Origin of the sequence: Thermomonas beijingensis (genome assembly GCF_020034655.1) — a bacterium.
Classification (GTDB): domain Bacteria; phylum Pseudomonadota; class Gammaproteobacteria; order Xanthomonadales; family Xanthomonadaceae; genus Thermomonas; species Thermomonas beijingensis.
The window spans coordinates 207,352-230,903 of the sequence record NZ_JAIQDJ010000002.1 but is presented as its reverse complement, the minus strand read 5'-3'; the positions used below and the strand labels follow the sequence as shown (position 1 = coordinate 230,903).

The 23,552-nt window shown below is 61.2% G+C and carries 25 protein-coding genes; 13 read left to right on the top strand and 12 right to left on the bottom strand.

The annotated features are described in order from the left end of the window. Positions 1–31: 31 nt before the first annotated feature. Entirely contained in the window at positions 32–1,213 is a 1,182-nt protein-coding gene (gene dksA, locus K7B09_RS06935; RefSeq protein WP_223628190.1) for an RNA polymerase-binding protein DksA, read from the bottom strand. A gap of 111 nt (positions 1,214–1,324) precedes the next feature. Between dksA and yidD the strand changes: the two genes are divergently transcribed. Then, positions 1,325–1,543, top strand: a complete 219-nt coding sequence (gene yidD, locus K7B09_RS06930) for a membrane protein insertion efficiency factor YidD (RefSeq protein ID WP_223628187.1) — start codon at positions 1,325–1,327, stop codon at positions 1,541–1,543. Further along, positions 1,540–2,451 carry a M23 family metallopeptidase gene (locus K7B09_RS06925; protein ID WP_425507846.1) on the top strand — a complete coding sequence of 304 codons (912 nt, stop codon included), beginning with the start codon at positions 1,540–1,542 and terminating at the stop codon, positions 2,449–2,451. Before yidD ends, K7B09_RS06925 begins: the two co-directional genes overlap by 4 nt. A 47-nt stretch (positions 2,452–2,498) precedes the next feature. Here K7B09_RS06925 and folE2 read toward each other — a convergent pair whose 3' ends face one another. From folE2 to efp, 6 genes are all read right to left on the bottom strand, one after another. Further along, positions 2,499–3,422 (bottom strand): GTP cyclohydrolase FolE2, encoded by a 924-nt coding sequence (gene folE2, locus K7B09_RS06920; protein ID WP_223628184.1) that lies wholly within the window; start codon positions 3,420–3,422, stop codon positions 2,499–2,501. A 76-nt stretch (positions 3,423–3,498) separates the two neighbouring features. Beyond that, positions 3,499–4,167, bottom strand: coding sequence for a phytoene/squalene synthase family protein (locus tag K7B09_RS06915; protein ID WP_223628182.1), 669 nt, complete (start codon positions 4,165–4,167; stop codon positions 3,499–3,501). Beyond that, positions 4,164–4,841 (bottom strand): phosphoglycolate phosphatase, encoded by a 678-nt coding sequence (gene gph, locus K7B09_RS06910; RefSeq protein ID WP_223628180.1) that lies wholly within the window; start codon positions 4,839–4,841, stop codon positions 4,164–4,166. Before gph ends, K7B09_RS06915 begins: the two co-directional genes overlap by 4 nt. Then, positions 4,838–5,548, bottom strand: coding sequence for a bifunctional 2-polyprenyl-6-hydroxyphenol methylase/3-demethylubiquinol 3-O-methyltransferase UbiG (gene ubiG / locus K7B09_RS06905; RefSeq protein WP_223628178.1), 711 nt, complete (start codon positions 5,546–5,548; stop codon positions 4,838–4,840). The genes gph and ubiG overlap by 4 nt, the downstream gene beginning before the upstream one ends. Beyond that, a complete protein-coding gene (locus tag K7B09_RS06900) occupies positions 5,545–6,882 on the bottom strand; it encodes a TRZ/ATZ family hydrolase (protein ID WP_223628176.1) in 1,338 nt (445 codons plus the stop codon). Before K7B09_RS06900 ends, ubiG begins: the two co-directional genes overlap by 4 nt. Before the next feature lie 3 nt (positions 6,883–6,885). Continuing rightward, positions 6,886–7,452 carry an elongation factor P gene (gene efp, locus K7B09_RS06895; protein ID WP_223628173.1) on the bottom strand — a complete coding sequence of 189 codons (567 nt, stop codon included), beginning with the start codon at positions 7,450–7,452 and terminating at the stop codon, positions 6,886–6,888. 91 nt (positions 7,453–7,543) lie between these two features. Between efp and epmB the strand changes: the two genes are divergently transcribed. Both epmB and K7B09_RS06885 read left to right on the top strand, forming a co-directional pair. Further along, positions 7,544–8,590, top strand: a complete 1,047-nt coding sequence (epmB, locus tag K7B09_RS06890; RefSeq protein ID WP_223628765.1) for an EF-P beta-lysylation protein EpmB — start codon at positions 7,544–7,546, stop codon at positions 8,588–8,590. A 40-nt stretch (positions 8,591–8,630) separates the two neighbouring features. Continuing rightward, on the top strand, positions 8,631–10,727 hold the full coding sequence (locus K7B09_RS06885; RefSeq protein ID WP_223628171.1) for an EAL domain-containing protein: 2,097 nt from the start codon (positions 8,631–8,633) through the stop codon (positions 10,725–10,727). A 60-nt stretch (positions 10,728–10,787) separates the two neighbouring features. Here K7B09_RS06885 and htpX read toward each other — a convergent pair whose 3' ends face one another. Continuing rightward, positions 10,788–11,645, bottom strand: a complete 858-nt coding sequence (gene htpX, locus K7B09_RS06880) for a protease HtpX (protein ID WP_223628169.1) — start codon at positions 11,643–11,645, stop codon at positions 10,788–10,790. 90 nt (positions 11,646–11,735) lie between these two features. Here htpX and gluQRS point away from each other — a divergent pair, with 90 nt between their 5' ends. From gluQRS to K7B09_RS06855, 5 genes are all read left to right on the top strand, one after another. Beyond that, positions 11,736–12,644: a tRNA glutamyl-Q(34) synthetase GluQRS gene (gene gluQRS, locus K7B09_RS06875; RefSeq protein ID WP_223628167.1), complete on the top strand. Its 909-nt coding sequence runs from the start codon at positions 11,736–11,738 to the stop codon at positions 12,642–12,644. 40 nt (positions 12,645–12,684) lie between these two features. Next, a complete protein-coding gene (gene phbB / locus K7B09_RS06870; RefSeq protein WP_223628165.1) occupies positions 12,685–13,425 on the top strand; it encodes an acetoacetyl-CoA reductase in 741 nt (246 codons plus the stop codon). Positions 13,426–13,495: 70 nt separating this feature from the next. After that, positions 13,496–13,936: a cytochrome c gene (locus tag K7B09_RS06865; protein WP_223628163.1), complete on the top strand. Its 441-nt coding sequence runs from the start codon at positions 13,496–13,498 to the stop codon at positions 13,934–13,936. Between the two features lie 80 nt (positions 13,937–14,016). Then, the gene (locus K7B09_RS06860; protein ID WP_223628161.1) at positions 14,017–14,517 is read left to right on the top strand and encodes a DUF456 domain-containing protein; all 501 of its coding nucleotides are present in this window, start codon (positions 14,017–14,019) and stop codon (positions 14,515–14,517) included. A 34-nt stretch (positions 14,518–14,551) separates the two neighbouring features. Then, positions 14,552–15,583 carry a mechanosensitive ion channel family protein gene (locus tag K7B09_RS06855; RefSeq protein ID WP_223628158.1) on the top strand — a complete coding sequence of 344 codons (1,032 nt, stop codon included), beginning with the start codon at positions 14,552–14,554 and terminating at the stop codon, positions 15,581–15,583. On the opposite strand, the gene K7B09_RS06850 is transcribed toward K7B09_RS06855, so the two are convergent. Both K7B09_RS06850 and K7B09_RS06845 read right to left on the bottom strand, forming a co-directional pair. After that, positions 15,571–15,966 (bottom strand): hypothetical protein, encoded by a 396-nt coding sequence (locus tag K7B09_RS06850; protein WP_223628156.1) that lies wholly within the window; start codon positions 15,964–15,966, stop codon positions 15,571–15,573. The genes K7B09_RS06855 and K7B09_RS06850 overlap by 13 nt on opposite strands. Continuing rightward, positions 15,963–17,483 (bottom strand): fumarate hydratase, encoded by a 1,521-nt coding sequence (locus tag K7B09_RS06845; protein ID WP_223628154.1) that lies wholly within the window; start codon positions 17,481–17,483, stop codon positions 15,963–15,965. Before K7B09_RS06845 ends, K7B09_RS06850 begins: the two co-directional genes overlap by 4 nt. A gap of 77 nt (positions 17,484–17,560) precedes the next feature. Here K7B09_RS06845 and K7B09_RS06840 point away from each other — a divergent pair, with 77 nt between their 5' ends. The 3 genes from K7B09_RS06840 to K7B09_RS06830 all read left to right on the top strand — a co-directional run bounded on the left by K7B09_RS06840 (position 17,561) and on the right by K7B09_RS06830 (position 20,257). Then, positions 17,561–18,727, top strand: coding sequence for a PQQ-dependent sugar dehydrogenase (locus K7B09_RS06840; protein ID WP_223628152.1), 1,167 nt, complete (start codon positions 17,561–17,563; stop codon positions 18,725–18,727). Between the two features lie 64 nt (positions 18,728–18,791). Beyond that, positions 18,792–19,292 (top strand): TerB family tellurite resistance protein, encoded by a 501-nt coding sequence (locus tag K7B09_RS06835; RefSeq protein WP_223628150.1) that lies wholly within the window; start codon positions 18,792–18,794, stop codon positions 19,290–19,292. A 155-nt stretch (positions 19,293–19,447) separates the two neighbouring features. Continuing rightward, positions 19,448–20,257: a ferredoxin--NADP reductase gene (locus K7B09_RS06830; RefSeq protein WP_223628148.1), complete on the top strand. Its 810-nt coding sequence runs from the start codon at positions 19,448–19,450 to the stop codon at positions 20,255–20,257. 17 nt (positions 20,258–20,274) lie between these two features. Here the strand turns inward: K7B09_RS06830 and K7B09_RS06825 are convergent, their stop codons facing one another. Both K7B09_RS06825 and K7B09_RS06820 read right to left on the bottom strand, forming a co-directional pair. Continuing rightward, on the bottom strand, positions 20,275–20,679 hold the full coding sequence (locus K7B09_RS06825) for a hypothetical protein (protein ID WP_223628146.1): 405 nt from the start codon (positions 20,677–20,679) through the stop codon (positions 20,275–20,277). After that, positions 20,676–21,161 carry a glutathione peroxidase gene (locus tag K7B09_RS06820; RefSeq protein ID WP_288969325.1) on the bottom strand — a complete coding sequence of 162 codons (486 nt, stop codon included), beginning with the start codon at positions 21,159–21,161 and terminating at the stop codon, positions 20,676–20,678. The genes K7B09_RS06825 and K7B09_RS06820 overlap by 4 nt, the downstream gene beginning before the upstream one ends. Positions 21,162–21,316: 155 nt before the next feature. Between K7B09_RS06820 and K7B09_RS06815 the strand changes: the two genes are divergently transcribed. Next, positions 21,317–23,491, top strand: coding sequence for a M3 family metallopeptidase (locus K7B09_RS06815; RefSeq protein ID WP_395648746.1), 2,175 nt, complete (start codon positions 21,317–21,319; stop codon positions 23,489–23,491). The last annotated feature ends 61 nt before the right edge of the window (positions 23,492–23,552 follow it).

Genomic DNA, 23,552 nt, shown 5'->3' with positions numbered 1-23,552 from the left:
GGTTTTGTGGCAGCACGCTCAACCGCAGGGGTCAATCGCCCATCAATTTCTGCGAATGCTCCCAGCGCTCTTGGGCGTCGATGGTGCGCTCGGCCTGTGGGCGTGCAATCAATCGATCCAGGCCAATCTCTTCACCAGTATCCACGCAATAGCCGTATTCACCACTGTCCACACGCTTGAGCGTGCTATCGATCTTGCCGATCAACTTGCGATAGCGGTCACGGGTGCGCAACTCCAGTGCATTTTCGGTCTCGCGGCTGGCGCGCTCGGCCTCATCGCCGACATCACGCACTTCATCCTTGAGATTTTCAATCGTCTGCTTGGATTCCTCAACTAATTCGGCGCGCCGGCTCAGTAACATCTGGCGGAAAAACTCAAGCTGCAGCGGGCTCATGTATTCCTCATCCGCCGACGGCCTATAGCCTGCCGGCAACAGAGGCCGCCCAGTCACTTCATCCATCTGGTAAGCCACTGCTTTTTTCTGGGTGCCCTTGGGCGCAACTTGCGCTTCGGGCGTCTTTTTCACCGCCACCATCACCTTCCCTTTCGATTTCTCTGTTTTGGGCGCCAGCGAAACCGGCGGCGCCACAACTTTTTTGGTGTCCTGCTTGGGTGCAGCAGGCGTTGCCTTGCTGGCTGATTGCGACGCCGGTTTGACCGGTGCAGCAGGCTTCGTCTCCTTCGCCTTGACAGCTCTGTCAGACGGCTTGGCAACCGGTACTCGTGCAGTCGGTTTGCTGGCCGCTGCGGAGGTCGGCTTGCTCACCACTTTTGCCGCAGCCTTGGTCGCCACCTTGGCTACGGGTTTGGCCACAGGCTTACTTACCGGCTTCGCTACCGACTTGGAGACAGGCTTGGCAACCACCTTCGATACCGGCTTGGAGTGCGCCTTGGCAGCTGGCACGGGCTTCTTTGCCAATGCTTTCGCGGGCGTCGCCTTCGCCACTGCCGTTTTTTTCGCCGGGGCGGCCTTCTGTGCAGCCGCCTTTTGGGCCGGCACTGACTTTTTCAGCGCAACCGCCTTTTTAGCCACCGGTTTGGCAGGCGGCTTTTTTAGCGTCACTGGCTTCTTCGCAATAGCAGCCTTCTTCGCTGGTACCACTTTCTTGGCCAATGACTTGCTTGCAGCCTTCTTGGCAGGGGCCGGCTTTTTCGCCGGGGCGACTTTTTTGGCCGATTTGGCGGCCTGTTTTGCGGGTTTTTTCGCAGCCACGTCGTGGATTTCCTCAGTCTTCCCTTGAGAGGGGAAGGCGCGCTGTTATACCCTGCCCAGCGCAAGGCGGCAACCGCATCCATCTGACCGTCGTCGTTCGTACCGGCCAACGTGATCTCAAAACTCCTTATTTTCTTGCTGCGCGGCTACAAACGCTTCATCAGCCCCCTGCTCGGCCCACGCTGCCGCTTCGTGCCTACCTGCTCGGAATATGCGATGGAAGCGATTGGCCGGTTTGGCCCCATCAAAGGCAGCTGGTTGGCGGCGCGCCGCATCGCCCGCTGCCACCCGCTTCACCCCGGTGGGCACGACCCGGTGCCGCCCGCATGAGCAGCAGACTGGCCATCCACTTGGGCGGTATCCGCATCAATGCCACGGGCAAGCACCTGTGGATCGGCCTCGCCTGCCTGCTGCTGCCCCCCCTCAGCGTGGCAACACCGTGCGCGGGTGCAGCTTCGCCTCAGATGCAAAGTGGCGCTGCCGGCCAAGTGGACAGTGTCTTTCCGCCCTCGGCATCGCAAGGTGCCATGGTCATCGGCAAGGTGCCGCCCGGCAGCCGCGTCACCTATGCCGGACGCACACTGCGGGCCACCGCCTACGGCAGCGTGGTGTTTGGTATTGGCCGCGATGAAGCCGGCCCGCTGCAACTTGACGTCCAGCCGCCAAACGCCGCAACCCGGCACATCACCCTCAACGTGACGCCGCGTGACTGGCCGATCGAGCACGTCAACGGCGCGCCGCCGGCCACCGTCAATCCACCGCCCGCCATTGCCGCACGCATCGAGCAAGAACAGGCCCAGGTCACTGCCGTACGCACCCGCGACGGCGATGAACTCGGCTTTACCCAACATTTCATCTGGCCAGTCCAAGGCCGCATCAGTGGTCGCTTCGGCAACCAGCGTGTGTACGACGGCACGCCCAAAGCGCCGCACTCCGGCATGGACATCGCTGCCGCAACCGGCACGCCGGTCAAAGCCCCTGCCGATGGAGTGGTGACCTTCGTCAATCCCGACCTCTATCTCACCGGCGGCACCGTAGTGCTGGACCACGGTCACGGCATCAGCAGCAATTTCCTGCACCTGTCGCGCATCGACGTGAAGGTGGGGGATGTGGTGAAACAGGGTGACAGCATCGCGACGGTCGGTGCCACCGGCCGTGCCACCGGCCCGCACCTGCACTGGGGCATGAATTGGTTCGATGTCCGGATCGATCCCCTGCTGGTGCTGGAGCGGAAATAATGCTGCGCCGCCTCTCGTTGCCAGAACACGTGAGCAACCCGGGCTGATTAACTATTGCGCCCGCTCACGCTGGCCACCGCATCGTGCGGGTGCAGGCTTTCGAAGTGAGCGACGCGGGCGCTCCATGCCACCACGCGAGGATTGGCCGCCAGCACCGCTGCCAGCCGGCGGGCGGCGTCTTCGCAGAACATCAGATTGGCGGCATTGGCCAGTGCAAAGGCTTGTTCGTCTTCGCGCTTGACTGCGGTTTGTACCGGCGTGCCTAACGCGGCCTCCAGTACGTCCACCAGCGCCACCAGTGGCAGCTCATCGAATGCGGGCTTCAGCTCTACCCGGATCTGTGCACGGCTGCGCTGGGCGTGCGGGGTGGCCGCCATGCCACGCGTGCTGTGCAGCCAGTCGCGCACGGCATCATTCGACAAGCTGCGCGCATCCGCAAAGTCTTCGGCAAACCGTTGCGCGTTGGCTTGCCGCGACAATGCGGCAGAGGCGGGGCAAGTGCTCGAGTATTCAATCGAAAAGGCCAGCGCAAGGCGCAGATGACCGTCGGCCAGCTCGGCTTCCACTTCGACGGGATAACGCTTCCAGCCCGCGTTATCACTCAATAACGCCTTGCGCAGCAGCAACTGATCGAAGCGCAGATGCAAGCGTGCGCGGGTGGCCACACCGTTTTGGCTGCCGATGCAGGCTTCCAGCAGACGCCGCAGCGACGGCGCGCCCAGGCTTTCGTTGGCCAAGCCTTGCTGCAGCTGCAAATACAAGCGCGACATATGGATGCCGCGTGCGTCGGGATCGTGCAGATTCACCGCCACATCCACCGTAGCCGGCACCAGCATGGGCTGGCCGGTCTCCGCGCCCAGGCGGATCGGCAACGCCATACCGTCCATCCCCACCCAGTCCAACGGACGTGCCAAGGCGACCGCGTCGAAGGCGACATCGGGCAAAGGCTGCGGTTGGGTGTTCTTGTGCATCGCGTCATTGTAGCGGCTACTGGGTGAGCGCCGCTGCAACGCTGCGATGCGCCAGCGTGCTTATAGCCGCGTGCGCCTAGCCGCGTGCAGCGCGCCAAGCAGCCAGCAGCGCGGCGATCCGTGACGATGCGCCGTCGCGTCCGCTGCGCCGCCGCTGCAGGCGGCGGCGCAGCAGTGCCGCGTGGATGCGCTCCACGCGGCTGCCGTCGGTAAACCGTGGCAAGGCCAACAACCCGGCAGCCCCCAGTGCCCCTTGCACGCCGCTGGGCGGCATCCGCAGGGCGCGCTCACCCAATAATGTGACGGCCACATCCTGTGCTTCGGCTGGCAGTGGTGCGGCAAACAGGCCCGCTGCGGTGGCCGCCAACGCCTGCGCCACCGGTTCCAACCCGCGCAATGCGTTGCCCAGATCGCCTTGTTGCACGCGGCTGGCAGCCAGTGCGGGTAACGCCTGCGCTAGCGTGGCCCAGTCCACCGGCTGCTTTTGCAGCACTTGCCCCAGCGGGTGACGGTAGGCATTGCGCGCCCAGCCCTGCAATTCTTCCTGCCACCATCCCAATTTGGCTGCGCCGGGGACAGGATCAACGCCTGCCCACGCGGCATCGGCCCATTCGCCACGCAAGGCCAACCACGCGCGCGCCTGCTCGCGCTGCGGTACCGGCACAAACACTTCCGCCAGTACCCATTCCGGCCACTGCGTTTGCGCTTTGTCGAGGAAGGCCAGCAGCGCGTCGCGGTCACTCATCGCAGTGCATCCCACAACGCCGGCGTCAACAAGTCCGGGGCCGATGCCGCCAGCACACTCCCCCCCCAGGTTGCCGGATCATCGGCCTCGGGCCGATAGCCCCAGAGTGCGACCACACTGCGCATGCCGGCTGCGCGTGCGGCATCGATATCGCGCTGGTCATCGCCCACATAGACGCAATCACCTATCGCAACCCCCAACACCTGTGCGGCATGCAGCAGCGGCAGCGGGTGCGGCTTGCGCTGGGCCAGGGTATCGCCGCCAATCAAAATTGCACTGCGTGACGCCCAACCCAAGGCCGGCAGGATTTTCCTGGCCAGATACTCGGGCTTGTTGGTGACGATGCCCCAGCGACTGCCGACGGCTTCGATGGCATCCAGCAATTCCACCACGCCTGCAAACAACTGCGCATGTTGGCCGAGTTCTTGCTCGTAGATATCCAGAAATTCGCGGATCATCTCGGCTGGCACGTCACCACCCAATCCCGGGAATGCCGCCGCACTCATCGCGCGTGAGCCTTTGGAGACCTGCGGGCGCAGCTCGGCCAGTGCCATCGGCCCCTGCCCGCGCGCCGTGCGCATGCGGTTGACAGTGGCCAGCATGTCCGGAGCGCTATCGAGCAAGGTGCCATCCAGATCGAACAGCACCAGCTTGGGAAACATCGGCATCGTCATTCCGGTTTGCGTGCACAGGCCAAATAATTGACCTCGGTGCGCTTGCTCAACCGTGCGCCGTTGCGCCACGGCTGGTACAGCAAACCACTGATATCTTCCAGTTCCAGCCCGGCATCGCGCAGCATCCGTGCCAGCTCGGCCGGTTTGATGAAATCGCGATACAGATGGGTGCCCTTGGGCAACAGGCGGGCCACGTATTCGGCCCCCACAATCGCCAGCGCGAACGCCGCCGGGGTGCGGTTCAAGGTGGACAGGAACAAACGCCCACCCGGTTTCAACAAGCGCGCACAGGCTTCGACAATCGCACCCGGATCGGGCACGTGTTCCAACATTTCCATGCAGGTGATGACATCGAAACCGGCTGGCAGCTCGTCAGCCAGGACGTCCACCGCCACTTGCCGATAGTCGACCTTGATGCCCGATTCCAAGCCATGCAGGCGCGCCACTTTCAGCAAATTCGGGGCCAAATCAATCGCAGTGACATTGGCACCTGCCTTGGCCAAAGCTTCGCTCAGCAAGCCACCACCACAGCCCACGTCCAGCGCCGCCACACCCATCAGCGGCACGCGCTGGGCCACATAGCCCAGCCGCACCGGGTTCAATGCGTGCAGGGCCTTTTGCGGGCCGTTGGCGTCCCACCAGCGCTGCGCCAGTTCGTCGAATTTATCAAGCTCTGCTTGCGAAAAATTATTGGCTGCTGCCGTCATGCCCGCACCTGTGCAATTTTCTGCCGCCACTGCCGCGCATTGGCGACGATGGCCGCGCTGTCCATGTCCACCAATTCGCGCTGCCGCAGTTTTTGCACACCGGCAATCCACACATCGCTGACCTGTTGACGGCTGGTTGCATAGATCAATTGTGACACCACGTGGTGCAGCGGTTGGGTTTCCAGCGCGGACAGATCCACGCACACCAAGTCCGCGTCCTTGCCCGCTTCAATCGAGCCGATCCTGTCTTCAAACCCCAATGCCTTGGCACCGCCCAACGTGGCTGCATGCAGCGCTTCGAATGCGTTGAAGCCGGCCGCATCGTTGGCCACGGCCTTGGCCAGCAGCGCGGCACTGCGGGTTTCGCCAAACATGTCCAGATCGTTGTTGCTGGCGCAGCCATCGGTGCCGATCGCCAGATTCACGCCGGCGCTCAGTAGCGCGCACGCCGGGCAAAAGCCCGAGGCCAGCTTGAGGTTGGATTCCGCGCAATGCACCACGCTGACGCCACGTTCGGCGCACAAGTGGATGTCTGCCTCGGTGAGTTGGGTCATATGCACCGCGATCAACCGATCATTCAGCAATCCCAGGCGGTCGATGCGCGCAATCGGGCGCTGGCCGTGCAACTTCAGTGACTCGCTGACCTCATGCGCGGTTTCGTGCAGGTGCAGATGCACCGGCAGATCCAGTTGATCGGCCAGCATGCGGATGCGTTCGAAATTGGCGTCATTGACCGTGTACGGCGCATGCGGCGCAAATGCGGTGCCAATCAGCACATCACCACGCCAAGTATCGTGCAGCTGGCAGGCGCGGTCGAAATATTCGTCATCGCTGGCCGCCCACGCACTGGGGAAATCAATGATCACCGCCCCCACCCGTGCGCGGAAGCCGTACTTCTTGTACACCCCGGCTTGCACATCGGGGAAGAAATAATTTTCGTTGGCACAGGTGGTGCCGCCGCGCAGCATTTCCGCAATGGCAAGCGTAGTGCCGTCGGCCACGAAATCCGGGCCGATCACCGCTGCTTCCACCGGCCAGATGTGCTGCTGCAACCACGTCATCAACGGCAAGTCGTCGGCGATCCCGCGCAGCAGAGTCATCGGGTTGTGGGTATGCGCGTTGACCAAGCCGGGGAGCAGCACCGCTTCCGGGCGCGCCACCGTGTCCTTTGCGGCGTACTGCATGCGCGCCTGCGCAATCGGCAGGATAGCTTGGATGCGCCCGCCGGAGACAGCAACGGCGTGATCGGTCAAGACCACGCCGTGCGGCACCACAGGCACCACCCAGCCGGCTTCGATCAACAGATCGCAGGGCTGTGGGGTGAGGTTGGTCATTGCTTACTTCACTCGGCTGACGTATTCGCCGCTGCGGGTATCAACCTTGATCACTTCGTCCTGGCCCACGAACAGCGGCACGCGCACCACTGCGCCGGTTTCCAGCGTGGCTGGTTTGCCGCCGCCGCCGGAGGTATCCCCGCGCACGCCGGGGTCGGTTTCGATGATTTTCAATTCCACAAAATTCGGCGGGGTCACTTGGATTGGACTACCGTTGAACAAGGTGACCACACAATCCTCTTCACCCTTCAACCACTTGGCGGCATCGCCAACGCCGGCCTTGTCGGCCTGCACCTGCTCGAAAGACTCCTGGTTCATGAAATGCCAGTACTCGCCATCGGAATACAGATACTGCATGTCGGTATCCACCACGTCGGCGGCTTCCACCGAGTCGGTGGACTTCATGGTGATTTCCTGCACGCGGCCGGTGCGGATCTGGCGATAGCGCACGCGGGTGAACGCCTGACCTTTGCCCGGCTTCACGTAATCGGTTTCAAAAATGACCGAAGGTTCGTTGTTGACCAGGATTTTCTGGCCGGATTTGACGTCGTTCATGCCGAGGGTGGCCATGGGTGCTCCTTGGGGCCACCCGGCAGGGCGGCTAAACTGTGGGTTTGACGAGGATTCCGGCCGCGCCGGAATGATGTTTTTACAGCCCGACATGATACCCGCAGCCCCCACCCCATTGCAGCAACCCCTAGCCCACCGCTGGCAAACCCACTGGCGGCAGGCCGTACGTGACCCACGTGAGCTGTTGACACTGCTGGGGCTGGAAGCACAGGCGGCGCAGTTTTCCGACGCCGCCGCGCAGCAATTCCCGCTGCGGGTACCGCGCAGCTTTATCGCCCGCATGCGCCACGGCGACCCGGCGGATCCGTTGCTGCGACAGGTGCTGCCGGTGCTGAACGAGGAACGCATCGTGCCCGGCTTCGGGCTGGATGCGGTGGGCGATCACGCCGCCCGCAGCGGCCACGGCGTCATCCAGAAATACAACGGACGCGCCCTGCTGATTGCCACCGGCAGCTGCGCGGTGAACTGCCGCTACTGCTTCCGCCGCCACTACCCGTATGCCGATGACAGCGCCGCCAGCGGCGGCTGGCGCGACGCGGTGGGCGTGATCGCTGGCGATGCGTCGGTTCACGAGGTGATTCTGTCCGGCGGCGATCCGCTGGCGCTGGTCGACCACAAACTGGCCGAGCTGACCCACGCCCTGCGCGCCATTCCGCACATTCGCCGCCTGCGCATCCACACTCGCCTGCCCATCGTGCTGCCCGAGCGCGTGGACACCGGCCTGCTGGACTGGCTGCGCGGCCTGCCGTGGCCGGTGGCCATGGTGGTGCATGCCAACCATGCCAACGAGTTCGACCCCGCAGTCGATGCCGCGATGGCTCGCCTGCGTGGTATCGGCATCACCTTGCTGAATCAAGCAGTGCTGTTGCGCGGGGTCAATGATGCAGTCGATGCACTGGCCGGCCTGTGCGAGCGTGGCTATCGCGCCGGTGTGCTGCCGTATTACCTGCACCAACTCGACCGCGTGGCCGGCGCGGCCCATTTTGAAGTGGCCGATGACAAGGCACTGGCTCTGCACGCGGCACTGGCCGCGCGCCTGCCCGGCTATCTGGTGCCCAAACTGGTGCGCGAAATCGCGGGACAACCCGGCAAGACCCCGCTCACAAGCCCGCAGAGCGGCATTCTGACCGCTGGATGATGTAGCCTTGCAGTAACTTCCACCACGACCCCCGACGTGTATGGCTACTGGAAAGGACACCGCTCTGCGTTTGCTGCTCGTTGCCGATTTGGTCAACGAGGCCGAAGCCATGGTCAGTCGCTTGCGCAATGCCGGCACCGCAGTGCGCCCGCTGCGTGCGGAATCGCTGGACGAACTGGTATCGATACTGGCGCAGCAACCGGTGGATATGGTGTTGGCCGACTACACCGCCGTGGTCATTCCGTTTGATCACGTCGCCAAGGCCGTGATGGGCTGCGGCAAGGACGTGCCGTTGCTGGCCGTGCTGGACGGCATAACCGACGACATCCTGGAAAACGTGCAGGGCCTTGGCGCACAGGCAGTGGCCTTGCATAGCCGCAACCAGCAGTTCCTGAAGAACGTGCTGACCGAATGGAATGATCTGGAGGCGCGTCGCTCGCAGCGCCGGCTGGAAGCGCAAATGCGCGAAACCCAACGCCGCTGCGACATGCTGATCGACTCCTCGCGCGAGCCCATTGCCTATATCCACGAAGGCATGCACATCCGCGCCAATCAGGCTTATCTGGACATGTTTGGTTACGAGTCGTTTGACGATATCGAAGGCATGTCGCTGCTGGATCTGGTCGCCACTCCCGACGTGGAGGCGTTCAAGGCCTTGCTCAAGCGCTTGTCCAAGGGCGAAGACCCGCCACCGCGTTACGAGCTGACCGCACACGACAGCAATGGCGAAGAATTTCCGGCGGTCATGGAGTTTGTGGCCGCCGAATATCAAGGCGAGCATTGCCAGCAAATCATTTTCCGCCATCAGGCCACCGAATCCGACCCCGAGCTGGTGCAGGAGCTGGAAGAGCTGCGCAAACGCGACCAAACCACCGGCCTACTCAATCGCCCCACATTCCTGCGCAAGCTTGAAGATGCGGTGGTCGATGCCGGCCAGAATCAAGCCCAGTACGGTCTGTTGCTCCTCGAGCCGGACAACTACCAGCGCATCCTGCACGAGATCGGCCTGAGCGGTGCGGATGCGCTGCTGGTGGCGATTGCAAAATGCATGAATGATGCGTTGGCCGCAGAACTCGCCAACGGCGCACAAATTGCCCGCTTCAGCGAGAATAGTTTTGCTGTGCTGACCCGTGGTGACTACCAAATCACAACAGCATTGGCAGAACAGCTGCGTGCCGCGTTTGCCGCATATGTGTTCGAGGTCGATGGCAAGTCGGGCTCACTGACCGCCAGCATCGGCGGTGTACAGATTGGTGAAAAAATCGCCAGCGTGTCGCAAGTCCTGGCAAAAGCCAGCCACGGCATCCAGTCGTCCTCCAGCATGGGGGGCAATCGCGCCGAAATTTTTGACCCGGGTGCGGTAGATCGCGCCGAGGAAGAACGCATCCAGGCCTGGGTACTGCGGATCAAAGATGCGCTGCTCAACGATCATTTTGCTTTGATCTACCAACCCATCATTTCCCTGCTGGGCAGCCCCAGCCCGATGTACGAAACCTATCTGCGGCTGGAGGGCAACAGCGGGGAGTCGGTGGCACCCAAGCATTTCCTGCCGATCGCGGAAGAACATGGCTTGCTGGGGCAGATTGATCGCTGGGTCATCCTCAATGCGATCAAATCAATTGCTGCCCGTGCACGCGCCGGCAAACCGGTCACGCTATTAGTCAAAATTTCACAAGCCTCGCTGTTGGATGAGGCCATGCCGGTATTCATTGCCGAGCAGCTGGCCGAACACAACGCAAGTGGAGCTTCGCTGTTGTTGCAGGTGCCGGAATCCAAAGTCTTCATCAACCTGCGGGCAGCACAGGTGTTCGCAGCGGCGGTTGGCAAATTGGACTGCAAAATGGTGCTGGAACAATTTGGCGCCGGTCTGGACTCGTTCCAATTGCTGGCGCATTTCGTCCCGGGCTTCGTCAAGATCGACCGCAGCTTCATCGACGAGTTGCCAAAAAACAGCGCCAACCAACAGCGCGTGCGGGAGTTGGCACAAAAAGCACGCGAGCACCACATCCAGAGTATTGCGGAGTTCGTGCAAGACGCGGCCAGCATGAGCGTGCTGTTTTCGTGCGGGGTGGACTATGCCGAGGGTGACTTCCTGGCAATGGCCGGGCCGGACATGAACTACGACTTCGACAATTGACCCAGCACGGCGACCCAAAACAAAGCCCGCGCATTGCGCGGGCTTTGTTTTTACCTGTACTCAAGCCGCCTTTTGCAACGCGGCAATCCGCACCTCCAGCGGCGGGTGGCTCATCAACAGCCGCTGCACGCTGCCGCCATTGATGCCGAAGGCTGCCACCTGCTTGGGCAGGGTGCTTTCGCCGTGGGTCTGCGCCAGACGCTCCAGCGCCGCGATCATTTTCTGGCGGCCGGCCAACTGGGCGCCGCCGGCATCGGCGCGAAATTCACGATGGCGCGAGAACCACATCGCAATCATCGAAGCGAAGAAGCCAAACACCATCTCCAGCACAAACACGATGATGTAATAGCCAAAGCCCGGGCCACGGTCACGGTCGCCACTGATCGCGCCATCCACCACCCGGCCCACAATGCGCGCCAACACGATCACGAAGGTGTTCAACACGCCCTGCAGCAGCGCCATCGTCACCATGTCACCGTTGGCCACATGACTGACCTCATGGCCCAGCACCGCCTCGGCCTCGTCACGGCTCATTGCCCGCAGCAAGCCAGTGGACACCGCCACCAGTGCGTTGTTGCGGTTCGCGCCAGTGGCGAACGCATTGATTTCCGGCGCGTCGTAGATGGCCACTTCCGGCATCCCGATGCCCGCCGCCTGCGCCTGCCGCTGCACGGTGGCCACCAGCCAACGCTCGGCCTCGTTGCGCGGCTGCTCGATCACTTGTGCACCGGTGGCGCGCTTGGCCATCCATTTCGACAGCAGCAGTGAAATGATCGAGCCACCAAAACCGAACAATGCCGCCATGATCAGCAAGCCGCCAAACTGTTGCGAATTCACGCCCAACACGGACATGACGATGCTGACCAGTGCCAGCACGGCAAGATTGGTTGCCAGAAACAGGAAAATGCGGTTGAACATGGATAATTCGCCTCGTCTGCACCGGATGCACGGTTTGAAATTGAAAGTGTGGCCCACTCTCCCCCAATTCAATCTCGCATCCTGAACGCCATGTTTAACTCCACCCCCTGCGGCCGGTTTGCGCCCTCGCCCACTGGCCCCCTGCATGCCGGCTCGCTGCTGGCAGCCCTGGGCAGTTGGTTGCAGGCCCGCCAGCGTGGCGGGCAATGGCGGGTTCGGGTGGAAGATGTGGATCTGACCCGCGAAGTAGCCGGTGCTGCGCAAGACCAACTGCGCACGCTGGCAGCGTTTGGCTTGCAGCACGATGGCGAGATTGCCTACCAAAGCCGGCGCAGCGGGTTGTATCAGGCTGTGCTGGATCAGCTGCTGGGGCGCGGGCTGGCGTTCGAGTGCCATTGCAGCCGCAGTGAACTGGCGGCAGTGGGTGGCATCCATCGGCACTGCGTGGCGACCCAGCCGCGTCCAGATCCCGCCATTCGCCTGCGGGTGCCGGCCGATTGCGAAATTGCGTTCATCGATGGCGTGCACGGCGTAATTCACCAGCGCGTGGACTTGGAGGTGGGTGATTTTGTTTTGCGCCGCAGTGATGGCCTGTGGGCCTATCAACTGGCGGTGGTGGTGGACGATGCCGCACAAGGCATCACCGATGTCGTCCGCGGCTCGGATTTGCTGGAGTCCACCCCAAGGCAAATTCTGCTGCAACGCGCCCTGGGGCTACCCACGCCAAACTACGCGCATTTGCCATTACTGCTGGATACCGATGGCCATAAGTTGTCCAAATCCAGTGCCGCACTGCCTGTGGATACCCGCAACCCACTCGTCACACTGACCCGCTTGTGGGCCTGCCTGGGGCAGGTCGCGCTGCCACCATCGGCCACAACGTCCGTGGCCGAATTTTTGCACACGGCAACCGCGTGCTTCGATCTGAACGCCGTGCCCAGACAGTCGATCACGGTGTCCGCCGCAATGCACAACACAATTTCAACACCTTGTGCCTAGAATCAACATCGACACGACCTCTTTCACAAGGAGCAGCACCATGACTTCACGAGTTGCATTGGTTACCGGCGGCACTGGCGGCATCGGTACTGCCATCGTCAAGCGCCTGGCCGACATGGGCCACAAAGTGGCCACCAACTACCGCAATGAGGAAAAAGCGCGCGCGTGGCAAGAAAAAATGAAAGCCGATGGCTACGACGTGTTCATGGCCAAGGGCGATGTGACCTCGCCACAGGAAGCCGAAGCCATGGTGCGCGAAGTGGAAGCAAAGCTGGGCCCGGTCGAAATTCTGGTCAATAACGCCGGTATCACCCGCGACGGCACCTTCCACAAGATGAAGGCCGAGCAGTGGACCGACGTGATCAACACCAACCTCAACTCCTGCTTCAACGTCACCCGCCCGGTCATTGACGGCATGCGTGAGCGCAAATGGGGCCGGGTGATTCAGATCAGCTCGATCAATGGTCTCAAGGGCCAATACGGGCAAGCCAACTACGCGGCAGCCAAGGCCGGGATGCACGGGTTTACCATTTCGCTGGCGCGCGAGAACGCCCGCAACGGGGTGACCGTCAATACCATTTCGCCCGGCTATATCGCCACCGACATGGTGATGGCGGTGCCGGAAGACGTGCGCGCCAAGATCGTGGCCGATATCCCCACTGGCCGCCTCGGCACCCCCGAAGAAATCGCTTACGGGGTGGCCTTCCTTGCCGATGAACAAGCCAGCTGGATTACTGGCTCCAACCTCGACATCAACGGCGGCCATCACATGGGCTGGTAATGGCCTCGCCTCTGGCATATCTGCGCAACCGCAAGGCACAATCCACAGACATCCTCGACAAGGTGATCGCATGTCCACACCCGATCCTGCTACCCAAAAAAGCAACGCTGGCCGCTATTTGTTTTTGCTCATCCTTGGCCTAGTGGTGGGTGTGATTGCCACGGTGATGGCGCTACGTGCACTGGAAGCCCGCAAGGATCACTTCCCGGGAGCACTGATGGAGGTCCAGGGGTGGCATATGGGCCAGCTCAAGTCTGCTATGGAGCAAAACCGTTGCAGTGCCAGTGATGTGGTGCCCCATCTGCAAGCACTGCGGATGACCGCCAACGATCTGGAGCCGGCCTTCCCGGATCTGCGCGATGATGAACGCTTCAAGACTGCCGCTGCTGCCATGCGCGGTGCGGTGGATAAAGCGATCAATGCACCGCCGCTGAGTTGTGAAAGTCTGGCTGGCACCATGAAAGCCGTGGGAGATACCTGCAAAGGCTGCCATCGGGATTTCAAAAACTAAGCCTGGCCTAACAATGCTGGCAAAGGCCGCCCTCGCTGGCGGCCTTTGTTTTTGCCATCCCCACCCTCACCTTGACCCCCATGCACTGGACCCTCCTGCTGTACCTTTTCGCCGCCTTGCTGGTCCTCGCTGGGCTGGCCGGCACGTTGCTGCCGGTACTACCGGGTGCGCCACTGGTCCTTGCGGGCCTGCTATTAGCCGCATGGGTGGATGGCTTTGTGCATATTGGCGGCTGGACGCTGTCCCTCCTCGCGGTATTGACGATCATCAGTCTGATTGTGGATTTTTGGGCCACCGCACATGGGGCCAAACGGGTGGGGGCCAGCAAACTGGCCATGCTGGGCGCGACCATTGGTACCCTCATCGGGTTGTTCTTTGCGCTGCCCGGGCTGATTCTGGGCCCCTTCCTCGGCGCGATCGCGGGTGAACTTCTGCATCAGCGCAGCCTGCACCCGAACACCCTCGGCCATGCCGGCAAGGTGGGCGCAGGCACGTGGTTGGGTATCCTGCTGGGCACCGCACTCAAGTTAGCCTTGGCGTTCACTATGCTGGGTGTATTTGCCTTGGCGTGGTGGCTGTGACCCTCCCTTTTGGCTTCAACCCTTGCCCATGTTGATGATGCGTATTCCTGCCCCCACACCGCACACTCTTCACGATCGCTTCATTGCAGCGCTGGAACAAGTGCAAGACAAGCTTTTGCACTTGTTGGCCAACTCCCCCTTACTGCTGGTTGCCGTCTTGATTGTGCTGGGCGCGATCTGGCTGGGCGGCGTAATCAGCCGTCGCATGCATGTACTGGACCGGATCAGCCGCAGCAACCCGTATATGGACGGGCTATTGCGCAATACCGTGAAGGTATTGGTGGGACTGGCTGGCGTACTGGTGGCACTGGATTTACTTAACGCCACATCACTGGTCGGTGCGGTACTGGGCTCGGCCGGTGTGGTTGGGTTGGTTCTCGGCTTTGCCTTCAAGGATATCGCTGAAAACTACATTGCCGGCGTGCTGCTTAGCCTGCGGCAACCGTTTTCACCCGGCGACAGTGTGCGCATTGATAGCTATGAAGGCAAAGTGATTGCACTCAATTCACGCGCCACCTTCCTGATGACCGCCGAAGGCCATCACCTGCAATTGCCCAATAGCGTGGTGTTCAAATCCGTGCTGTTGAATTACTCGCGCAACCCGCAGCGGCGCTTTGATTTTCAAATCAATGTGGGCAGTCGCACTTCACTGCATCAGGCCATGGATCTGGGGATTGCTACTCTGATATCCACCGGCGGCGTGCTGGCCAAGCCGGCACCCAATGCATTGATCCTGAACTTGACCAACGATGGCGTGACCCTGCAATTTACCGGCTGGATCGATCAGACCCACAACGACCTCTCACGTACCCGCAGCGAAGCCATGCGGCACTTGCGCAGGGCGCTGCGGCAGGCCGGAATCAGTTCGCCGGAAACCGTGCAACGTGTGCAACTGATGCGCAGTGACGGCGAAAATCCTCCGCTACCTGAGAATGGGCATGCCCGGGATACATCTGTCGATCACGCGTTGGATCAGCAACTCGGGCACGCGCAGCAGCAAGAAGGTGACCGCAACTTGCTAGACGCAACTACGCGTGCAGCCTCCTCGCCATCTCAATTTCCGTAGAGCAACCAACGCCTAGCCTCCCCCTCATCGCTGAAGGAATGCACGGCCATTCCCCGCTCGAGACACAGAATCTCGCCGAATTCGCTGCCTTCAATGTCGTCCTGCAGTTCAACAAAGGCGACACGCACCGTCGCCAGCCCCGCGTTCTGCATGGCATCGATAATCGGCACGATCTCGCCGACTTCGACGGTTTCCTGCAACTCTTCCAGCACCAGCAGACGGCTTGCCCCCGTCAATTGGCATTGCTCACCCAGCAACGTCCACATCGCAATCGACACCTGTTGCGAATCGGTGCCATCAAACACATGTGCGCGCAGATAGCCGTCTTCGTTGCTGAAGCGGACCCTGAAGCCGGGCCCATCGATGAGGCGGGAAGCACTCACGTGAGCACCGCCAGTGGAATCTTGCCGATCTTCGCCTGCCACTCACGCGGGCCGGTCTGGTGCACCGAGGTGCCGGTGCTGTCCACCGCCACCGTCACCGGCATGTCCTTGACCTCGAACTCGTAGATTGCCTCCATGCCAAGGTCGGCAAAGCCCACCACCTTGGCGGCCTTGATCGCCTTCGATACCAGATAAGCTGAGCCGCCCACCGCCATCAAATACACCGATTGGTGGTTCTTGATCGCCTCCAGCGCGGCCGGGCCGCGCTCGGCCTTGCCGATCATGCCGAGCAGGCCGGTTTGCGCCAGTACCTGTTCGGTGAACTTGTCCATGCGGGTGGCAGTGGTGGGGCCAGCCGGGCCCACCACTTCATCGCGTACCGGGTCCACCGGGCCCACGTAATAGATGAAACGCCCGCGCAAATCCACCGGCAGCGGCTCGCCCTTGTTCAGCATATCCACCATGCGCTTGTGCGCGGCGTCGCGACCGGTGAGCATCCTGCCGTTGAGCAGCAGCACTTCGCCGGGCTTGAAGGTGGCGACTTCTTCCTTCGTGATCGTATCTAGGTCCACCCGGCGCGCGTTCTGCGGGCTGTAGGTGAGCTTGGGCCAGTCCTCCAGCGACGGCGGCTCCAGCGCCACCGGGCCGCTGCCGTCCAGGGTGAAGTGCGCATGGCGGGTAGCCGCGCAATTGGGGATCAACGCCACCGGCAGGTTGGCGGCGTGGGTCGGGAAATCCTTGATCTTGACGTCCAGCACCGTGGTCAGCCCGCCCAGGCCCTGCGCACCGATGCCCAGCGCGTTGACCTTCTCGAACAGCTCGATGCGCAATTCCTCGACGCGATTGGACGGCCCGCGCGCAATGAGCTCCTGGATGTCGATCTCCTCCATCAGCGACTCCTTGGCCAGCAGCATCGCCTTCTCGGCGGTGCCGCCGATGCCGATGCCCAGCATGCCCGGCGGGCACCAGCCCGCGCCCATGGTCGGCACGGTCTTGAGCACCCAATCGACGATGGAGTCGGACGGGTTGAGCATCGCGAACTTGCTCTTGGCCTCGCTGCCGCCCCCCTTGGCCGCCACGATCACGTCGAGCTTGTCGCCGGCGACGATCTTGACGTTGATGACGCAGGGCGTGTTGTCCTTCGTATTGATGCGCTTGCCGGCTGGATCGGCCAGCACGCTGGCACGCAGCTTGTTGTCGGGGTCCAGATAGGCACGGCGTACGCCCTCGTTGACGGCGTCCTCCAGCGAGCCGGTGAACCCTTCCCAGCGCACGTCCATGCCCACTTCCAGGAACACGGTGACGATGCCGGTGTCCTGGCAGATCGGGCGGTGGCCTTCGGCGCACATCCGCGAATTGATCAGGATCTGCGCCATCGCATCCTTGGCCGCCGGCGACTGCTCGCTCTCATAGGCGGCCGTCACCGCCTTGATGAAGTCCACCGGGTGGTAATAGCTGATGTATTGCAGTGCGTCCTGGACGGACTGGATCAGATGATCTTGCTGGATAACGGTCACGATGGCATGTTCTGGCGGAGGAGACTGGGGGTATTTTAGGGCCAACCCCACTTCCGGCAGCATGTATGAGGCCCACGATGCCAAGTTCACTGTTCCGTGCCCAAACCGCACTGTGCTGCATGTTGCCCTTGGCACTGAATGCCTGCGCGCAGCCGCCAACGGCTGTGCACCAGCAACAACAAGAACTCACCGCCGAAGGTGAGCTGCGCATCGACAGGCTCGCCCACGGTTTGCACCACCCGTGGGCGGTGGCCCTGCTCCCGGATGGGAGCTTTTTGGTCAGCGAACGCCCCGGCCGGTTGCGCAGGATTTCCGCAACCGGGCAACTCTCGGCAGCGCTTGCCGGGGTGCCCAAGGTCTTCGCCGAAGGCCAGGGCGGGTTGCTGGATGTGGTGCTGGATCCGGCCTTCGCCAGCAATCAACGTATTTGGCTGAGCTATGCCGAGCCGGGACCCGATGACACCGCCGGCACGGCGGTAGCCACCGCGACATTGGGCAAAGCTGCGCTTTCCAATATGCGTGTGGTGTATCGGCAAGAACCCAAACTCGAAGGGCCCAATCACTTTGGTTCGCGCATCGCGTTTGATGGCAAGGGCCATGTATTTATCAGTCAGGGCGAGCGCAACCAGAAGGAGCTGGCACAACAACTGGACAAGCTGCAGGGCAAGCTGGTGCGGCTCAATTTGGACGGCAGTATTCCTACCGACAATCCTTTCGTGGGCCGCGCCAACGCACGCCCGGAAATCTGGAGCTACGGCCACCGCAATATGCAAGGATTGGCGGTGGATCCGCGCAGCGGCCGGCTCTGGCAGAGCGAACACGGCCCGCGCGGCGGGGATGAAATCAACCTGCCCGAAGCCGGCAAAAACTACGGCTGGCCGGTGATCAGCGACGGCATGAACTATCTGACCAATCTCCCGTATTCGGAAACTATTGGCCGCCAGGCACCCGGTATGGAGCGCCCGTACCATGTCTGGGCCAAATCACCGGCACTGTCAGGCATGGCCTTTTTTGTCGGCCACCCCGAGAGTGCCTGGAACAACAGCCTGCTGCTGGGCGCGTTGGCCGGACAAAGCTTGATCCGGTTGCGCTTGAATGGCGATCGCATCGTTGCCGAAGAACGATTGCTTGGCACATTGCGCAGCCGTATTCGCGATGTGCGGGCAAGCGCCGATGGTCACATCTACGTGCTGACTGACGAGGACGACGGCCAATTGCTGCGATTGACCCCTCCAAAGCGCTAGCCCCCCTTTTCAGCGGCGCAGATCTGGCGCAGGATGTTGCGGGGACATTCATGGGGGAGCAGGCATGACCGACAGTACTTCTGCGAGTGGCAAGTTCGAAGGCATCCGCGGCGTCATCAATGATATTCGTCTGCTATTGGGCGATCTGTTGGGGCTGGGCAAGCCCGATGAAGACACGCAGATGGTGATCGAAGTGATCTTCGGGCTGATGGGCTATATGGCCAAGGCCGATCGTCTGGTGAGTAGCCATGAATCCAATCTGGCCAACCAGATCATGGACGAAACCGACCTGTCGATGACGGCACGCCGTATCGCCATGGAGGCCTTTGAACGCGGCATGCTACGCAACATCAACGTGCACGCGGAGCTGCTGCGCTTTGTGGATGCCCACCCCGCTGGCTCTGAACCCGCCGAACGCCTCTACAACGCACTGCTGCGTTTGGCCACTTCGGATGGCCGGCTGGATCCACGCGAGTACGAGACAATGGTGCAAGTCACCCGTGACTTGGGCTTGCCCGCGGTGACCTTGGACAATCGCTTGGCAATGTTCAACGTCAAGCGTTGAATTGGCGGGACGATCGCGCCCACCTGCTCAAGCAAGTTTCCTTGTCCGGTACGGGACTCCTGTATCCCGGCCTGCCGTGGACTTGCGCCAGATCAACCGGAATGCTGCGTTGCGGCGTAAAATGATCGCCTGCCTCATCTTCCCTACTTGCCCGCATGGCCGCTCCCTACGGCACCGAAACGGTGCTTGACGTTCGTCACTGGACGGACGCCTACTTCAGCTTCACCACCACCCGTGATGACGGCTTCCGTTTCGACAACGGCCAGTTCGTGATGATTGGGCTGGAGGTCGAGCAAGCCGATGGTTCGCGCAAGCCGCTCATGCGCGCCTATTCCATCGCCAGTGCCAATTGGGAGGAGCAACTGGAGTTCTTCAGCATCAAGGTGCAGGACGGGCCATTGACCTCGCGCCTGCAACACATCCAACCGGGTGACACCATTCTGATCGGCCGCAAACCCACCGGCACGCTGTTGATTTCGGATCTGCATCCTGGCCGCAACCTGTATTTGCTGGCCACCGGCACCGGGCTTGCTCCGTGGATGTCGGTAATCAAGGACCCCGAGACCTACCAGCGCTTTGGGCGCGTGGTTTTGTGTCATGGCGTGCGCGGCAGCGAAGACCTTGCCTACCGCGACTATATCGAACGCGAACTCCCTAACCACGAGCTGCTGGGCGATGTCATCCGCGACCGCCTGCTGTACTACCCGGCGGTGTCACGCGAGGAATTCGAATACAACGGCCACCCCCAACACGGCCGTATCACTGACCATTTGGAGCAAGGCCGCATTGCCCAAGTGCTGGGGATCGAGCCGCTGGATGCTACCCATGACCGCGCCATGATTTGTGGCAGCCCGCAGATGCTGGCCGATTTTCGCCGGATTCTCGACAACAGCGGCATGCGTGCATCACCGCGCATTGGTACTGCCGGGGAATACGTGTTCGAGCGTGCGTTCGTCGAAAAATAAAGCCCGCGATCAATCACTCAAGCGCTCCCATAACGCAGCCAGATCCTGGCATCCGCTTCATTTCCGAACATGCGAATCTTGTAGCCACGCTCCATCGCCATGATTTCGGCTTCTTGAATCCGGGGCATTTGGTCTGCCCGCCCCTCCACATAGGCAATCTTGGCCTGTTCCAGCCCCAAGCCTGCGATGGCCGCGAAGAAGCGTTCCAGATCTTCACTCGACATCACATCGCTTTCCTTGGCATCCAGCACCAATAATTGACTGGCCCCCAGCGCACGCAAACGCCGGATGATGGTGATCCAATATTCACTGGTCACCGGCAGGCTACTGTCCTCATTGCCAAATACTTGCACGCAAAGCAACGGCGGCTGGTAGTCCAACACCAACTGATAGCCACTGCCATGCACTTCCTCGTGGCTCATGCCAATGCCGCTTCGATGTCACTGCGCATCGATTCGGGTGTGTCGGTGGGCGCATAACGGCGTAACGCATTGCCGTCGCGCCCCACCAGGAACTTGGTGAAATTCCACTTGATGGCGTCGATCCCCAACAACCCGCCCTTTTGCTGCTTCAACCATTTCCACAATGGATGCGCATTGCTGCCATTGACTTCCACCTTGGCAAACATCGGGAAGCTGACGTCATAACTGAGTGAGCAAAAATTGCGGATTTCCTCCGCGTCACCCGGCTCCTGATGGCCGAACTGATCGCAGGGAAAACCCAGCACCACCAAGCCTTGCGCGGCATAGTCACGCCACAGCGTTTCCAGGCCGGCATACTGCGGCGTGAAGCCGCATTTACTGGCCACATTCACGACCAACAACACGTGACCACGATATTGCGACAGCCGTTGTTGGCTGCCATCCAACGCCATCGCATCGAAATCAAACGCGTTCATATCCATGCCTGCCTTTGATTTGCCATTTCCGATGATTCTCGTTCCGGCACTTCCGTTTGGCAACTGCCCATCGGCGTAGGCCATGTTGCATGGCTTACCACAACCGCCAACTCGGCGATGCGCTAACCTTAGCGATTGTCTTGTCCCGTTTGCGAGTTGCCATGAAACGACCCGTCGTCTGCACCCTAGCCATTGCCATTGCCACCGTTATCAGCGGCTGCGCCACCTCCACGCCGCTAGCCCACAAGCAGGAAGCGTCCATGCCCGCCGCCCCCACCTATAACGGCATCTTCGCCGCAGCCAGTCCGCTGGAGCTGAACTACCCGCAATTTGACAAGATCGCCGATCGTGATTTTGCACCGGCGTTCGATGCCGGCATGGCGCAGCAGTTGCGCGAGATCGACGCCATTGCCAACAACCCTGAGCCCGCAAGCTTCCAGAACACCGTCGTGGCAATGGAAAAAAGTGGACAGCTGCTCAATCGCGCCAGCAACGTGTTTTTCAATTTGGTCGGCACCGACAAGAATGATGCGCGCGAAAAACTCGAAACCGAGTACGCACCAAAATTCTCAGCGCACAGCGACGCGATTTCGCTCAATCCAAAATTGTTTGCCCGCATCAAGTCGCTGTATGACGCTCGCGACACGCTGGGACTGGACGCCGTTGACAAGCGCTTGCTGGAAAAGCGCTACCAGGATTTTGTACGGGCCGGCGCCGCGTTGAGCGAAGCACAGCAAGCCCGCATTCGCGAAATCAATACGCAGATGTCCAAACTGGGCACCCAGTTCAACCAAAACGTATTGGCCGAAGTGAACGCCTCTGCAGTTGTGGTGGACAGCCGTGAAGAACTCAAGGGCATGAGTGATGAGCAGATTGCCGCCGCCGCAGAAGCTGCCAAGACGCGCAACCTGCCCGGCAAATACGTGATTGCGCTGCTTAACACCACCGGCCAGCCAGCCGAAACACAGCTGGAAAGCCGCGTACTGCGTCAGCGCCTGCACGAAGCTTCGGTGGCGCGCGGCAGCCGGGGCAACCAATGGGACAATACCGGCATCGTCTCGCAAATCCTCAAGCTGCGTGCAGAGCGTGCGCGCATGTTGGGTTACGACACGTCGGCCAATTTTGTGCTGGCCGATGAGACCGCCGCTAATCAAGACAACGTCAACAAAATGCTGCGCGCGCTGGCCCCGAAAGCGGTGACCAATGCCCGCCGTGAAGGTGGCGAGCTGCAGGCCATGATCGACGCACAGCAAAAAGCCGCGCATCAGGCCAGCTTCCAGCTGCAACCGTGGGACTGGTCGTACTACAGCGAAAAAGTACGTGCGGAGAAATTCAGCTTCGACGAAGCGCAACTCAAGCCCTACTTCGAAATGAAGAACGTGCTGGAAAATGGCGTGTTCTATGCCGCCAACCGGCTGTACGGGATCAGCTTCAAGGAACGCACTGATCTGCCCAAATATCGCGCCGATACCTTCACCTATGAAGTGTTCGACAAGGACGGCAGCCCTCTGGCGATCTTCATCTTCGATCCGTATGCGCGCGCATCCAAGCGCGGTGGCGCATGGATGAACACCTACGTGTCGCAGTCCGCATTGCTGGGCGAAAAACCCGTGGTCGCCAATCACCTGAACATCCCGAAACCTTCCGAGGGCAAGCCCACCTTGCTGACGTGGGATGAAGTGACCACCGCCTTCCACGAATTTGGCCACGCGTTGCACGGCTTCTTCCAGGATGTGCGCTACCCGTATTTTTCGATGAATGTACCGCGTGACTTTGTCGAATATCCGTCGCAGGTCAATGAAATGTGGGCTGACTGGCCGGAAGTGCTGGGCCACTACGCGAGGCACTATCAGACTGGTGCTGCGATGCCCAAGCCGCTCTTGGACAAAGTGATTGCGGCATCCAAGTTCAATCAGGGCTTTGCCACCACCGAATATCTGGAGGCAGCCATGCTGGACCAACGCTGGCACCAGCTCCCGCTGGAACAGATTCCGGATGCCCCCGGGGTGATGGCGTTCGAAGCCAAGGCGTTGAAGGCCGATGGCTTTGATTACGCACCGGTGCCGCCACGCTACCGCACGCCTTATTTCAGCCATATCATGGGCGGCTACGCGGCCGGCTATTACGCCTACATCTGGTCGGAAGTGCTGGCCGCCAACACCACCCAATGGATCCGCCAACACGGCGGCTTGACACAAGAAAACGGGGCACGCGTGCGCGCCACTGTGCTTGCTCCCGGCGGCCAAATTGAAGCTGGCAAGCTGTTCCCGAACTTGTCCGGTTACGAGGCCAGGATTGAACCACTGCTGGAAGCGCGCGGCCTCAATAGCAAGTAATCCTTCGCTATTCCGGTGCGACAGCGCCGCCTTCGGGCGGCGTTGTCGTATGCATCTGCTG